11 protein-coding genes are annotated in these 12,921 nt (G+C 71.2%); 10 read left to right on the plus strand and 1 reads right to left on the minus strand.

Annotated features, from left to right (window positions below):
- Positions 1-212: 212 nt before the first annotated feature.
- On the minus strand, positions 213-1,205 hold the full coding sequence (locus tag LPW41_RS11845; protein WP_154097205.1) for a hypothetical protein: 993 nt from the start codon (positions 1,203-1,205) through the stop codon (positions 213-215).
- Here LPW41_RS11845 and LPW41_RS11850 point away from each other — a divergent pair.
- The 10 genes from LPW41_RS11850 to xerD are packed head-to-tail and all read left to right on the plus strand — an operon-like array spanning position 1,176 to position 12,671.
- Complete coding sequence (locus LPW41_RS11850) at positions 1,176-1,943, plus strand: hypothetical protein (RefSeq protein ID WP_230704948.1); 768 nt, start codon at positions 1,176-1,178, stop codon at positions 1,941-1,943. The genes LPW41_RS11845 and LPW41_RS11850 overlap by 30 nt on opposite strands.
- Positions 1,940-2,977: an HAD-IIA family hydrolase gene (locus tag LPW41_RS11855; protein ID WP_230704949.1), complete on the plus strand. Its 1,038-nt coding sequence runs from the start codon at positions 1,940-1,942 to the stop codon at positions 2,975-2,977. Before LPW41_RS11850 ends, LPW41_RS11855 begins: the two co-directional genes overlap by 4 nt.
- A gap of 19 nt (positions 2,978-2,996) precedes the next feature.
- Positions 2,997-3,161: a hypothetical protein gene (locus LPW41_RS11860; RefSeq protein ID WP_186325477.1), complete on the plus strand. Its 165-nt coding sequence runs from the start codon at positions 2,997-2,999 to the stop codon at positions 3,159-3,161.
- Complete coding sequence (locus LPW41_RS11865; protein ID WP_144832039.1) at positions 3,158-3,958, plus strand: TlyA family RNA methyltransferase; 801 nt, start codon at positions 3,158-3,160, stop codon at positions 3,956-3,958. Before LPW41_RS11860 ends, LPW41_RS11865 begins: the two co-directional genes overlap by 4 nt.
- Complete coding sequence (locus LPW41_RS11870; protein ID WP_230704950.1) at positions 3,955-4,875, plus strand: NAD kinase; 921 nt, start codon at positions 3,955-3,957, stop codon at positions 4,873-4,875. Before LPW41_RS11865 ends, LPW41_RS11870 begins: the two co-directional genes overlap by 4 nt.
- A complete protein-coding gene (gene recN, locus LPW41_RS11875; RefSeq protein ID WP_230704951.1) occupies positions 4,872-6,566 on the plus strand; it encodes a DNA repair protein RecN in 1,695 nt (564 codons plus the stop codon). Before LPW41_RS11870 ends, recN begins: the two co-directional genes overlap by 4 nt.
- Positions 6,563-9,424 (plus strand): hypothetical protein, encoded by a 2,862-nt coding sequence (locus LPW41_RS11880; RefSeq protein WP_230704952.1) that lies wholly within the window; start codon positions 6,563-6,565, stop codon positions 9,422-9,424. The genes recN and LPW41_RS11880 overlap by 4 nt, the downstream gene beginning before the upstream one ends.
- A gap of 38 nt (positions 9,425-9,462) precedes the next feature.
- Positions 9,463-11,160, plus strand: a complete 1,698-nt coding sequence (locus LPW41_RS11885; RefSeq protein ID WP_144832050.1) for a CTP synthase — start codon at positions 9,463-9,465, stop codon at positions 11,158-11,160.
- 1 nt (position 11,161) lies between these two features.
- A complete protein-coding gene (locus LPW41_RS11890; protein WP_144832053.1) occupies positions 11,162-11,740 on the plus strand; it encodes an NUDIX hydrolase in 579 nt (192 codons plus the stop codon).
- A gap of 1 nt (position 11,741) precedes the next feature.
- On the plus strand, positions 11,742-12,671 hold the full coding sequence (gene xerD / locus LPW41_RS11895; protein WP_154097207.1) for a site-specific tyrosine recombinase XerD: 930 nt from the start codon (positions 11,742-11,744) through the stop codon (positions 12,669-12,671).
- Positions 12,672-12,921 lie beyond the last annotated feature (250 nt).

A 12,921-nucleotide genomic window follows, 5' to 3' on the forward strand; every position in this document is an offset into this window, starting at 1 on the left:
ACTGCAGGGGGGACCCTGTGGGAGAGTAGGACACCGCCGGACTTCCTTTAAGTCGAAATGGCCACCCAAAGCTGGGTGGCCATTTCGCATTTACGGGTACTTTTACCCTGAGGAGGACAGTCATGTCGACGGACGACGCGAACGAGCGCAAGGGCAACGAAGGGCGCTCGGGCGACCGCGCGTCCGGACGTGGACAGTCCTCCGGCGGAGGGTCAGCTCCTCGGGGTGACCGTCCGTTCCGTCGTGATGGCGAGCGTCCCGTTCGTCGTGACGGCGACCGTCCCTTCCAGCGTGATGGCGGAAGCCGTTCGCCGCGCGGTGGCGATCGTCCGTTCCGTCGTGATGGTGAGCGGCCCGTTCGTCGTGACGGCGACCGTCCCTTCCAGCGCGACAGCGGGAGCCGTCCGCCGCGCGATGGCGATCGTCCGTTCCGTCGTGATGGTGAGCGGCCCGTTCGTCGTGACGGCGACCGTCCCTTCCAGCGCGACAGCGGGAGCCGTTCGCCGCGCGATGGCGATCGTCCGTTCCGTCGTGATGGTGAGCGGCCCGTTCGTCGAGACGGCGACCGTCCCTTCCAGCGCGACAGCGGAAGCCGTTCGCCGCGTGATAGTGACCGCCCCGCTCGTCGTGACGGCGATCGTCCCTTCCAGCGTGACGGTGGAAGCCGTCCGCCGCGTGAGGGTGACCGCCCCTTCCGCCGTGACGGCGACCGTCCGTATCAGCGTGATGGCGGGAGCCGTCCGCCCCGCGATGGTGATCGCCCCGTTCGTCGTGACGGCGACCGTCCCTTCCAGCGTGACGGTGGAAGCCGTCCGCCGCGTGAGGGTGACCGTCCCTTCCGCCGCGACGGTGACCGCCCGCAGCGCCGGGATGGCGACCGGCCCTTCCGGCAGGACGGCGACCGGCCGTCGTACCGCGGCGGTGAGTCCCGCGGCTTCGGCGGTGGCGATCGCCGTCCCTCGCGCGACAGCCGCCCGGGTGCGGGAGCGCCGCGTCGCTTCGATCGTGATGACGCACGGGCCACGCGCCCGCCGCAGGACCAGCGCGAACGCGGACCCGAGCTGCCGGAAGACGTCACTGCGTACGACCTTCCGGGTGCGGCCCGCAATGAGCTGAAAACTCTCAGCAAGGACAACGCCGACAACGTCGCACGTCACCTCGCGATGGCGGCACGAGTGATCGACGAAGACCCGGCGCTGGCCCATGCGCACGCCCTCGCCGCGTCGCGCAGCGCCGGCCGTGTCGGCGTCGTGCGTGAGACCGTGGCGATCACGGCCTACGCCGTGGGCGACTTCGCACTCGCGCTGCGCGAACTCCGCACCCATCGCCGTATCACCGGCTCCGACGAGCAGCTGCCCCTCATCGTCGACAGCGAGCGCGGGGTCGGTCGTCCCGACCGTGCACTTGAGGAGGGACGCGCTGTCGATCGCTCCACCCTTTCGACGTCGGTGCGCGTGCAGCTGGCGATCGCGATGTCGGGCGCCCGCCTCGACCTGGGCCAGGCGGACCGTGCGCTTCAGGAGCTCGAGATCCCCGAGGCCGACCCCGACCGTGCCTTCGAATGGAGCCCGGCGCTCTTCTCCGCCCGCGCCGCCGTGCTCGAGGAACTCGGTCGTATCGACGAGGCCGCCGAGTGGGAACGACGCGCAGAGGTCGCCGCGGACGCGCTCGACGCTGCCGCAGGCGTGGCCGACCGCGAGGTGATCGTGGTCGAGGAGATCGACCTGATCGACGACGAGGGCGGGGTGGAGGTGGCATCCGGTGTCATCCCCGTCGCCGACGATGAGGCTGCATCCGCCGATGACGCGGAGTCCGCCGACGAGGCCCAGCCCGCCGACGTGACCGAGCCCGACGTCGACACCGCTGACTCTGACGCTGACGGCACCGACGCGGATGCCGCCGACTCCGACGCTGAGGACGACGAGGCGGAGGACGCCCGATGATCTTCGGGCGCGGCAAAGCCGACCCGACGCCGCTCGACGGAGTCGACGTCGTGCTCGCCGACCTCGACGGTGTCGTGTACGCAGGGCCGGGAGCACTGCCGCACGCCGTCGACAGCCTGAACCGCGCCAAGCAGGAGGGGCGCCGCCTCGGGTACATCACCAACAACGCATCGCGCACCGACGCGTCGGTCGCGGAGCACCTGACCTCGCTCGGTCTGCACGTGACGCCCTCCGATGTCACCACGAGCCCGCAGGCGGCGATGCGCCTCATGCGCGACCTCGTGCCGGCGGGGTCGACTCTGCTGGTCATCGGTGGCGAGGGACTCGTCGTCGAGGTGGAGAAGGCGGGGTTCGTCGTCACGCGCAGCGCCGACGACTCTCCCGCTGCCGTGGTGCAGGGATTCTCTCCGGAGGTGGGATGGGCGCAGCTCGCCGAAGCGGCCTACGCCCTGGCGACGCCCATCGAAGAGGGCGGGATCCCCTGGGTCGCGACCAACACCGACTGGACCATCCCGCAGGCGCGCGGGATCGCGCCGGGAAACGGCACGCTCGTGTCTGCGGTGCACACCGCCGTCGGTCGCCTCGCGACCATCGCCGGCAAGCCCGAGCGCCCGATCTTCGACGAGGCCGTCACGCGCACGGGAGCCGAGAGCCCGCTCTTCATCGGCGACCGACTGGACACCGACATCCAGGGTGCGCTGACCGCCGAGATGAAGTCGCTGCTCGTGCTCACCGGCATCGATCGCCCCAAGCAGGTGCTCGCCGCACCGCCCTCGCAGCGGCCGGACTACATCGTGGAGGACCTCCGTCAGCTCTTCGAGCCGTATCCCGCGACCGTCGTCAAGGGCGAGCGCACCCGCGTCGGTGATGCGATCGTCGAGATCGACGGGGTCGACCTGCGCATCGTGTCGGCGGGGGACCGTCAGATCGATCTGCTGCGCGCCGGTGCCGCGGCCATCTGGAACTCCGGTCGCGCGATCTTCGGCTTCCGCGTTCCGGAGCGACTATACGCCGACCCGTTCCGCGTGCGCTGACCTCGGTAGCATGGCATCCATGTCGGACACCGCCCCGGATGCCGCTCCCGAGCTGATCGATCGGCTGCGTCTCATCGAAGAGCAGCCTCTCGACATGCGCGCGCAGGCCTTCGCCGCGCTGCACGACGAGCTCGCCCGCCGCCTGGAATCCGCTCCGAGCGACCCGTCGGCGTCGCGACCGTGACCGCGCGCCTCGACGCCGAGCTCGCTTCGCGCGGTCTCGCGCGCTCCCGGTCGCACGCCGCCCAGCTCATCGCCGGCGGCCTCGTCACCGTCGACGGCCGCGCAGTGGTGAAAGCCTCGGCGCCCGTGGGAGAAGACAGCGAGATCGTCGTCGCCGGCACCGACCACTACGTCAGTCGCGGTGCGCACAAGCTCCTCGCGGCTCTCGACGCCTTCTCCCTCGAGGTCGAGGGCTCCGTTGCGCTCGACATGGGCGCATCGACAGGCGGATTCACGCAGGTCCTGCGGGAGCGAGGCGCTCGTCCCGTCCTCTCCGTCGACGTCGGGCACGGGCAGTTGTCCACAGTCGTGGCATCCGACCCCGACGTGGTGTCGGTGGAGGGGTATAACGTGCGGTTCATGACCGCCGAGAACCTCGCCGCCGCCACGCGCGTCGCCGAGCGCCCCCGCGTGGTGACCGGTGATCTGTCCTTCATCTCGCTGCACCACGTGCTTCCCGCGGTCGTGGCGACGGCCGCGCCCGACGCCGACGTCGTGCTGCTCATCAAGCCGCAGTTCGAAGTCGGCCGCACCGCGGTGAAGGGAGGTCTGGTGACCGATCCGGCGCTGCGCTCCGACGCGGTGCACGGAGTGCTCTGGGCGGCGTGGGACGCCGGACTCCGCACGGCAGGACTCGTCGCCTCGCCGATCGTGGGAACGCACGGCAACCAGGAGTACGTCGCGTGGTTCTCGGCCGCACAGGGCACCGACCCCTCACAATGGGAGAGCACCGTGACCCGACTGACCGGAAGCCGATGACCCCCAGCGATCGCCGTATCCTCCTCGTCGTCCACGCGCGCCGTGACGACACCGTCCACGCCGCCGAACGCATCCTCACCGCCGTGCGGGCCGCAGGCGCGACGCCGGTGGTGTCGGCCGAGGACCGCCCCGAACTCGCCGACCGCCTCTCGCTCGACGGCGTCGCCACGCTCGGTGAAGACGTGAGCATCGACGACGTCGAGCTGGCGATCGTGCTCGGCGGCGACGGAACGATCCTGCGGGCGGCCGAGATGGTCCGCGGCGGGACCGCCCCGATCCTCGGCATCAACATGGGCCACGTCGGCTTCCTCGCCGAGATCGAGCGCGACGACATGGATGACGCGGTGCATCGGGTGATCGCGCGCGACTACTCGGTCGAAGAGCGGTTAGCCCTCGCGGTGCGCGTGCTCGACGCCGACGACGAGGTCATCTTCGAGACGTGGGCGCTCAACGAGGCGACCGTCGAGAAGGCCAGCCGGGAGCGCATGCTCGAGGTCGTCATGGAGGTCGACGGCCGACCGCTGTCGTCGTTCGGCTGCGACGGCATCGTCGTCGCATCGCCGACCGGATCGACGGCCTACAACTTCTCGGCGGGTGGCCCGGTCATCTGGCCCACGGTCGAGGCGATCGCCGTCGTCCCGCTCTCGGCCCATGCACTGTTCGCCCGTCCGCTGGTCGTGAGCCCCGACGCGATGGTGGCGGTCGAGGTGCTCGAGCGCACGAGCGGCAATGGCATCCTGTGGTGCGACGGGCGACGCTCGCACGAGCTTCCCCCGGGCGCGCGCGTGATGGTGCGCCGCTCCTCGCGTCCGGTGCGTCTCGCCCGTCTGCACCCCGCCGCGTTCACCGACCGGCTCGTCCGCAAGTTCCGCCTCCCCGTCACCGGGTGGCGCGGAATGGCCGGAGGCGTTTCGTGATCGAGGAGATGCGTCTGCGCGACCTCGGCGTGATCGCCGATGCGACGCTGCCCATCGGCCGCGGCTTCACCGCGATCACCGGTGAGACGGGCGCGGGCAAGACGATGGTCGTGACGGGTCTCGGTCTGCTGTTGGGGGCCCGCGCCGACTCCGGCGCCGTGCGCTCCGGCGCGGCTCAGGCCGCCGTCGAAGGCGTGTGGCTCGTGCCCGAGAACGGCCCCGTCGCGGCGCGCGTGCGCGAAGCCGGAGGCGATGTCGAGCCGGTCGGCAGCGGCGACGCCGAGCTCTACCTCGGGCGCACCGTTTCGAGCGAAGGGCGCGGTCGCGCCACGGTCGGCGGCCGCACGGCTCCCGCCGGTGTCCTGGCCGATCTCGCCGACGATCTCGTGGTGGTGCACGGCCAGTCGGACCAGCTGCGGCTGCGTTCGGCGTCGGCCCAGCGCGATGCCCTCGATCGCTTCGGAGGCGAAGCGGTGACGGCCGCGCGCTCCGCCTATCGCGCGGCTTTCGACGAGTGGCGCGGCCTCGATGCCGAACTGACGACGCTCACGACGGACCGCGACGAACGCGCGCGCGAAGCGGAGCGGTTGCGTGCCGCGATCACCGAGATCGAAGCGATCGCCCCGCAGCCCGGCGAAGAGGACGAACTGGCCAAGCGTGCCGAGCGCCTCGCGAACGCCGAAGAGCTGCGGATCGCCGCGGTCACCGCGCACGCCGCCCTATCGAACGACGACGGTTCCCCCGACGTCGTGACCCTGCTCGCCGAAGCCCGTCGCGCGCTCGAGCGCATCGTCGCCAGCGACGACGACCTCGCCGCGATCGCCGAGCAGGTCGCCGAACTCGGTTACCGCGCGACGGACGCCTCGGTCGCGCTGTCGGGGTACCTCGCCGACCTCGACGAATCGGGTCCGCACGAATTGGCAGCCGTCGATGAGCGTCGCGGGGTTCTCGCCGCGCTCGTGCGCGCGCACGGCTCGGTCGATGCCGCGATCGGCCTGTTGGAGACGGGATCCGCCCGCCTCGTCGAGCTCGACGACGACGGAGACCGCCTCGAGAGACTCGCGGCGCAGCGCGACGCCGCCGCCGCCGAGCTCGACACCGCGGCCGCCGCCCTCACCGCCGCTCGAGAAGACGCCGCTCTCCGCCTCGGCTCGCTCGTCACCGAAGAGCTGCACGCGCTGGCCCTGCCCGACGCCACGCTCACCGTCCAGGTAAGCCCGGCCGCTCCCGCCGCCCATGGGCGTGATGAGGTGTCGATTCTGCTCGCCCCGCATCCGGGCGCGGATCCGCGACCGGTGTCACGGGGTGCGTCCGGTGGCGAACTCAGCAGGGTGATGCTGGCGATCGAGGTCGTGATCGCGGGGGTCGACCCCGTTCCGACCTTCGTGTTCGACGAGGTCGACGCGGGCATCGGAGGGGCTGCGGCCATCGAGGTCGGACGCCGTCTGGCGCGTCTCGCGGAGTCGTCGCAGGTGATCGCGGTCACCCACCTCGCGCAGGTCGCCGCGTTCGCCGGCAACCACCTCAGCGTGGTGAAGGCGAACGACGGGTCGGTTACGGCGTCGAGCGTCCGCCGCCTCGACGGTGCGGAGCGCGAAGCGGAGATGGCACGTCTGCTCTCCGGACTGAGCGACTCCGACGCCGCGTTGACCCACGCCCGCGAGCTGCTGGAGACCGGGCGATCGCGATGACCGACGCCCCCGACGACGCGAGACAGGCGCCGCCGGAGGCGACGCTCGTTCCCGCACCCCAGCACACGCCGCTCTGGCTCGCGCTGTCGCGGCTGCTGGAACGACTCGAGGCATGGCTGCGGTCGCACGGCGGCCATCGGCTGCGCACCGGCATCCGCGTGTTCTGGGCGGCGGTGACCGCGCTCGGGATCCTGCTCCTGGTCGGACCGGTCCTGAACGCCCCGCTGACCTTCGATGACATCACCTCGTCGGCGAAGGATGCGACCAGCACGTGGTTCGCGAAGGACTTCTCGGCTGAGTACGTGGTCGTTCGCGACGACGAAGGGCGGCTGGTCGCCCAGGTAGAGGAACGCTTCACGGCGGTGTTCCCCGACGACGTCGACGAGCACGCGATCGAGCGTGTCGTCGCCTCCCAGTACGAGGGGCATGATCTGCGTCCGCGGCTGCGCGAGGCGAGGCTCGACGATGCGATCGTCGAGGCGCGCACGAGCGCCGGCCCCACCCGCACGACCTACACGATCGACGCCAGCGAGCGGCTCACCGGCACCCATGACGTCGTGCTCAGCTACGAAATGCGCGACCTCGCCTACGACGACAGCGATCCGTCGTCGCAGCAGTCGTATCAGGTGCTCGAGTGGGACGTGTTCGGGCCGGACTGGCCGCGCGGGGTCGCGGGGAGTTCTCTGCGCGTGAGCGTGCCGCGCGACCTCGCCGCGACCTACGCCCGTCAGCCCACATCGGGGATCGCCTGGCTGCTGGTGAGCGGGTCGACGACGTTGGAGCCGGAGGACGCGGCATCCGACCCCCTCGTGTACGAGGTCTCGAACAACCAGAACATCCCGCCCGACGGCTCGTTCTGGTTCACCCTGCGCTTCGCGCCCGGGACGCTCGCCATGCCGGGGCCCTCGCCTCTGTTCTACCTGCAGGCCTACGGTCCGTTCGTCCCGCTGCTGCTGCTCGCGGTGGGCGTGCTGTTCGCGCTCGCGGCGCGAGCCGTCGCGTGGGGAGACGCGCGCGGGCGCGCGTGGTTCGTGCCCGAGTCGCAGCGCCGCAGAGGCAGCTCGGTGGCACTCGACGCGCGCCTGTGGGGAGCGCGCCGGACGGCAGCGCTCGCCGAAGCCCTCGAGGCGTGGCGCCGCTCGCCGGAAGACCCGCGGCTGACGCGGCGTCTCGCGCGAGCGGGCTATCGCGCGGGACGCTGGGGCGATCTCGTTCCGGCGGGTCGGGCGTTCCGCTTCTCGCCCGCGTGGCGCGCGCAGTTCGACGACGGTCTGCGGCGGGTTCCGCGGGGGTTCGTGCGCGACGCCTTCCTCGGCGGGGCGATCGCGCTGACCGCCCTGCAGTTCGGGCTCGCCCGGCAGCTGTCGCATCAACGCGCGCTGACGCTCGAGTGGTGGCCGCCGGTGGCCGCCGTGGCAGGAGCGATCCTCGCCGTCGCCGTCATCGCGATCGCACTGAGCGCCCGTCCGCTGACCCGCGAGGGCGCCCTCGCGCGCGAACACCTGCTCGGCCAGCGCCTGCACCTCGATCAGACGCTGGCCGCGGAGCGGGCGACGCTACGCTCGGTCGATCTGCCCTACGTGGTGATGTTCGCGCGTCCGCGGGCAGCCGGCCGCCTCGTCCGAAACCTGTTGGCCCGAGAAGGCATCGGCCGACGAGCCGGAGCCGATCCGACGTTCTTCGGCGCGGGTCGGCTCGGCGTGCGCTTCGCGGCGGTCGCCGTGGTGGGCGGAGCCGTCGCGCTCGCGTTCCTGACGGCGTCGCCGACGAGCCCGCCGCCCGACCAGAGCGACGTGCTCGACGATCTCGACGGGTCGTACGGCGTCGCCGTCACCGACGCCCGGTTCGACGCCACGCTCGTCCGCTCGGACGACGGCTCCGCGCGTCTCGACGTGGTGGAGCGCCTGCGGGCGGACGTCGCGGCGCATCTGCGCGCCGTGCCTCAGGTCACGCGCGCGTGGCGCGACGTGGTCGACGGCCACGACCAGGGGCTGCGCGTGCAGGAGATCACCGTCGACGGTCGAGCGGTGCCCTTCGAGCAGACGCGACGGATGGGGTACGCGGTCGTGCAGAGCCGGTTGCCCGACGACTGGGAGGGCGAGCACGACGTCGAGGTCCGATACACGCTCGATCGACCGGTGGTGGCGGCGCAGGCCGACGGGGCAGCCGTCGAGGAACTCACGTGGACGGCGCTGATGCCCCGGTGGACGTGGACGTGGCAGCTCCCCGATCTCGAGACCGAGCGACTGCGGATGAGCCTGACCCTCTCGGACGAACTCGCCGACAGCCTCACCGACGGCTCGGGATGGCTCGACGGGACCCCGAACCGACCCGACGAGCCGCCGATCCCGTTCGGCGACACGCTGCAACGCGGTGACCAGGCGGTGGTGGCGTTCGACGAGAACGTCGACGACGAGTACGAGTCCGACAGTCTGTGGCCGGACGGCTACGGCGGCGTGCAGCTCCGCTTCGCGGAGGGGACGTTCGCCGCGTCTCCCGCACCGGGGATCGGCCATGCGCTGTGGATCGGTCTGCCCTGGGCGCTCGGGCCGGTCCTGGGATTGCTCGCGGTGGTGCTGGGACTGGTCGGAAGCCTCGCGCGCGGCCGGATCGGTGTGCAACGCGACCTCGCACGATGGATGCCGCCCAGCCTGACGATCGCGCAGATGTTCCTCGTGGGCTGGGCCGCGGGGGAGGCGTCCGACGACGACCCGATCCTGCCTGTGGTGCTCGTTCCGCTCGTCGTGTCGATCGTCGTGGGGGTCTTCGCGTTCATCCGGACGCGCCGCACCTCCGCGCCGGGCGAGCGCCCTCGGCATCCGGCACGCCCGAGACGCAAGAGTGCGGCGACGCGCTGACCAGTTCTCACCACTGACTGATAGGATCGAAGCCCGTGATGAAGACTTCGGACGCGGGACATTCAGACGACACGACTTTCACGACGAAGCACATCTTCGTCACCGGAGGCGTGGTCTCCTCCCTGGGGAAGGGCCTGACGGCGGCAAGCCTCGGCAACCTCCTCACGGCACGCGGTCTGCGCGTGGTCATGCAGAAGCTCGACCCGTACCTCAACGTCGATCCCGGAACGATGAACCCGTTCCAGCACGGCGAGGTCTTCGTGACCGACGACGGCGCCGAGACCGACCTCGACATCGGTCACTACGAGCGCTTCCTCGACATCGAGCTCAGCCAGGCCGCGAACGTCACCACGGGCCAGATCTACTCGCAGGTCATCGCCCGTGAGCGCCGCGGCGAGTACCTCGGCGACACCGTGCAGGTCATCCCGCACATCACCGATGAGATCAAGCGCCGCATGCGCCTGCAGGCCAGCGAGAAGCCGCAGCCCGACGTCATCATCACCGAGATCGGCGGAACGGTCGGCGACATCGAGTCGCAGCCCTTCATCGAGTCGGCGCGCCAGATCCGTCACGAACTCGGCCGCAAGAACGTCTTCTTCGTGCACGTCTCTCTCGTGCCGTTCATGGGCGCCTCGGGTGAGCAGAAGACCAAGCCCACGCAGCACTCCGTCGCGACGCTGCGCTCCATCGGCATCCAGCCCGACGCCCTCGTGCTGCGCAGCGACCGCCCCGTCACGGAGTCGAACAAGCGCAAGATCGCGCTCATGTGCGACGTCGACGAAGACGCGGTGGTCAACGCGATCGACGTGCCGAGCATCTACGACATCCCGTCGATGATGCACGACCAGGGCCTCGACGCCTACATCGTCGACACCCTCGAGATCTCGAAGGCCGCGGACGTCGACTGGACGCGCTGGAACCGCGTGCTCCAGGCCGTGCACAACCCGAAGCACGAGGTCACGATCGGCCTGGTCGGCAAGTACATCGACCTGCCCGACGCGTACCTCTCGGTCACCGAAGCCATCAAGGCCGGTGGCTTCGGCCAGGAGACCCACGTCAAGATCACGTGGATCCCCTCCGACCTGTGCGAGACGCCCGACGGCGCGGCCAAGGCCCTCGGCGCGGTCGACGGCATCATCGTTCCCGGTGGTTTCGGCATCCGGGGCATCGAGGGCAAGCTCGGTGCGCTGCGGTTCGCGCGCGAACAGGGCATCCCCACGCTGGGCATCTGCCTCGGCTTGCAGTGCATGGTCATCGAGTACGCCCGCACCGTCGCCGGGCTCGAGGGTGCATCGTCGAGCGAGTTCGACCCCGACACCGCGCACCCGGTGGTGGCGACGATGGCCGAGCAGGTCGACATCCTCGAAAGCGGCGACCTCGGCGGCACGATGCGCCTGGGTCTGTACCCCGCCGCGCTCGCCGAGGGCTCGCTCGCCGCGGACCTCTACGGATCGAACGACATCTCGGAGCGTCACCGCCACCGCTACGAGGTCAACAACGCCTACCGCCAGCAGTTGAGTGACGCGGGCCTGGTGTTCTCAGGCCTCAACCCCGACCTCGACCTCGTCGAGTTCGTCGAGCTGCCGCGCGACGTGCACCCGTACTACATCGCGACGCAGGCGCACCCCGAGCTGCGCTCGCGCCCCACCGAGCCGCACCCGCTGTTCCGCGGTCTGGTCGGGGCGGCCCTCGAGCGTCACCGCTCGAGCGAGCTGTTCGACGTCGAGGAGGACTGACATGGAAGAGCTGCGCGACGAGAAGGTCGACCTCGAGATCGTCTCGACCGACCTGGTCTACGAGGGCGCGGTCTGGGACGTGCGCTCCGACACCGTGCGCTATGGCGACGGCGAGATGACCCGCCAGTACGTCGAGCACCCGGGGGCCGCGGCGGTCGTCGCGATCGACGACGAGGAGCGCGTCGTGCTCATCCAGCAGTACCGCCACCCCATCAAGGAGCGCGACTGGGAGATCCCGGCCGGACTCCTCGACGTCGCGGGCGAGCCGCCGATGGAGACCGCCAAGCGCGAGCTGACCGAAGAGGCCGATCTCGCCGCCGACCGCTGGCAGCACCTTGTGTCGATGCACACGACCCCCGGCGGCAACGACGAGGTCGTGCACCTCTTCCTCGCGCGCGGCCTGCGGGCGGTCGAGACCGACTTCGAGCGCGAACACGAGGAGTCCGACATGCGCCTCGAGCGCGTGCCCCTGGCCGACGTGATCGACGGCGTGCTCGCGGGACGCCTGCGCAACGGCATCCTGGCCACCGGCGCCCTCGCGGCGGCCGAGGTGCTGCGCCGCGAGGCCTCCGCCCGCTGACGTGGAGCTCGAGCGCGCGGTCGAGACCTATCTCCGGCACGTCGCGCTCGAGCGCGGGCTCTCCGACCACACCGTGGCCGCGTATCGCCGCGACCTGTCCGTCTACACGGACTGGTTGGGTGAGCGCGGCGTCGTCGAGGTGGAGACCGTGACGCCCGCCCTGATCGCGGACTTCGCGGCCGAGCGCGCCTCAGCGGAGCCGCCGCCCGCCTCGTCGTCGCTCGCGCGGATGCAGTCGTCGGTGCGGGGGCTGCACCGCTTTCTCGTGCGGGAGGGGCGAGCGGATGCCGACCCCACGGGGCGACTGCGTCCGCCCAAGGCACCGCGCCGCCTGCCGAAGGCCCTGACGATCGCCCAGGTCGATCAGCTGCTGGATGCCGCGGGGCCCGCGCCCGGCTCGACCGACGCCTCCGCCGCGGAGCCGGCGGCCGTGCGCGACCGCGCGTTGCTCGAGCTGCTGTACGCGACGGGAGCCCGTGTCTCGGAGATCGTGCAGCTCGACGTCGACGACACCGCCCACGGTGACCTGCTGCGCGTGCGCGGTAAGGGCGACAAGGAGCGGATCGTGCCCGTCGGTTCGTACGCGCGCGCGGCGGTCGAGGCCTACCTCACACGCGTGCGACCCGCGCTCGCCGCGAAGGGGCGGGCGACGCCGCGGCTGTTCCTGGGCGTGCGCGGTGCGCCGCTCTCGCGTCAGAGCGCGTGGCTGATCATCCAGGCCGCCGCCGAGAAGGCGGGGCTCACCGCCCATGTCTCGCCGCACACGTTGCGGCACTCGTTCGCGACACACCTGCTGCAGGGCGGAGCGGACGTTCGCGTCGTGCAGGAGCTGCTCGGACACGCCTCGGTGTCGACGACGCAGATCTACACGCACGTCTCGGTCGACGCGCTGCGCGACGTGTACGCGACCTCGCACCCGCGGGCGCGGTGACGCGACAGCGTCCGGCCCTTCGACGGGGACCTCGGGCGCAGCGGGGCGGAGGTGGCTGAGCTTGTCGAAGCCCCCGGGTGGCTGCAGGGGGTTCTGGTCCCTTCGACGGGCACAGGGACCTGGGTGTGTCCGGTCCCTTCGACGGGCTCGGGGACCTGGGTGTGTCCGGTCCCTTCGACGGGCTCGGGGACCTGGGTGTGTCCGGTCCCTTCGACGGGCTCGGGGACCTGGGTGTGTCCGGGTCCTTCGA

Origin of the sequence: Microbacterium sp. JC 701 (assembly GCF_021026215.1) — a bacterium.
Classification (GTDB): Bacteria; Actinomycetota; Actinomycetes; order Actinomycetales; family Microbacteriaceae; genus Microbacterium; species Microbacterium algihabitans.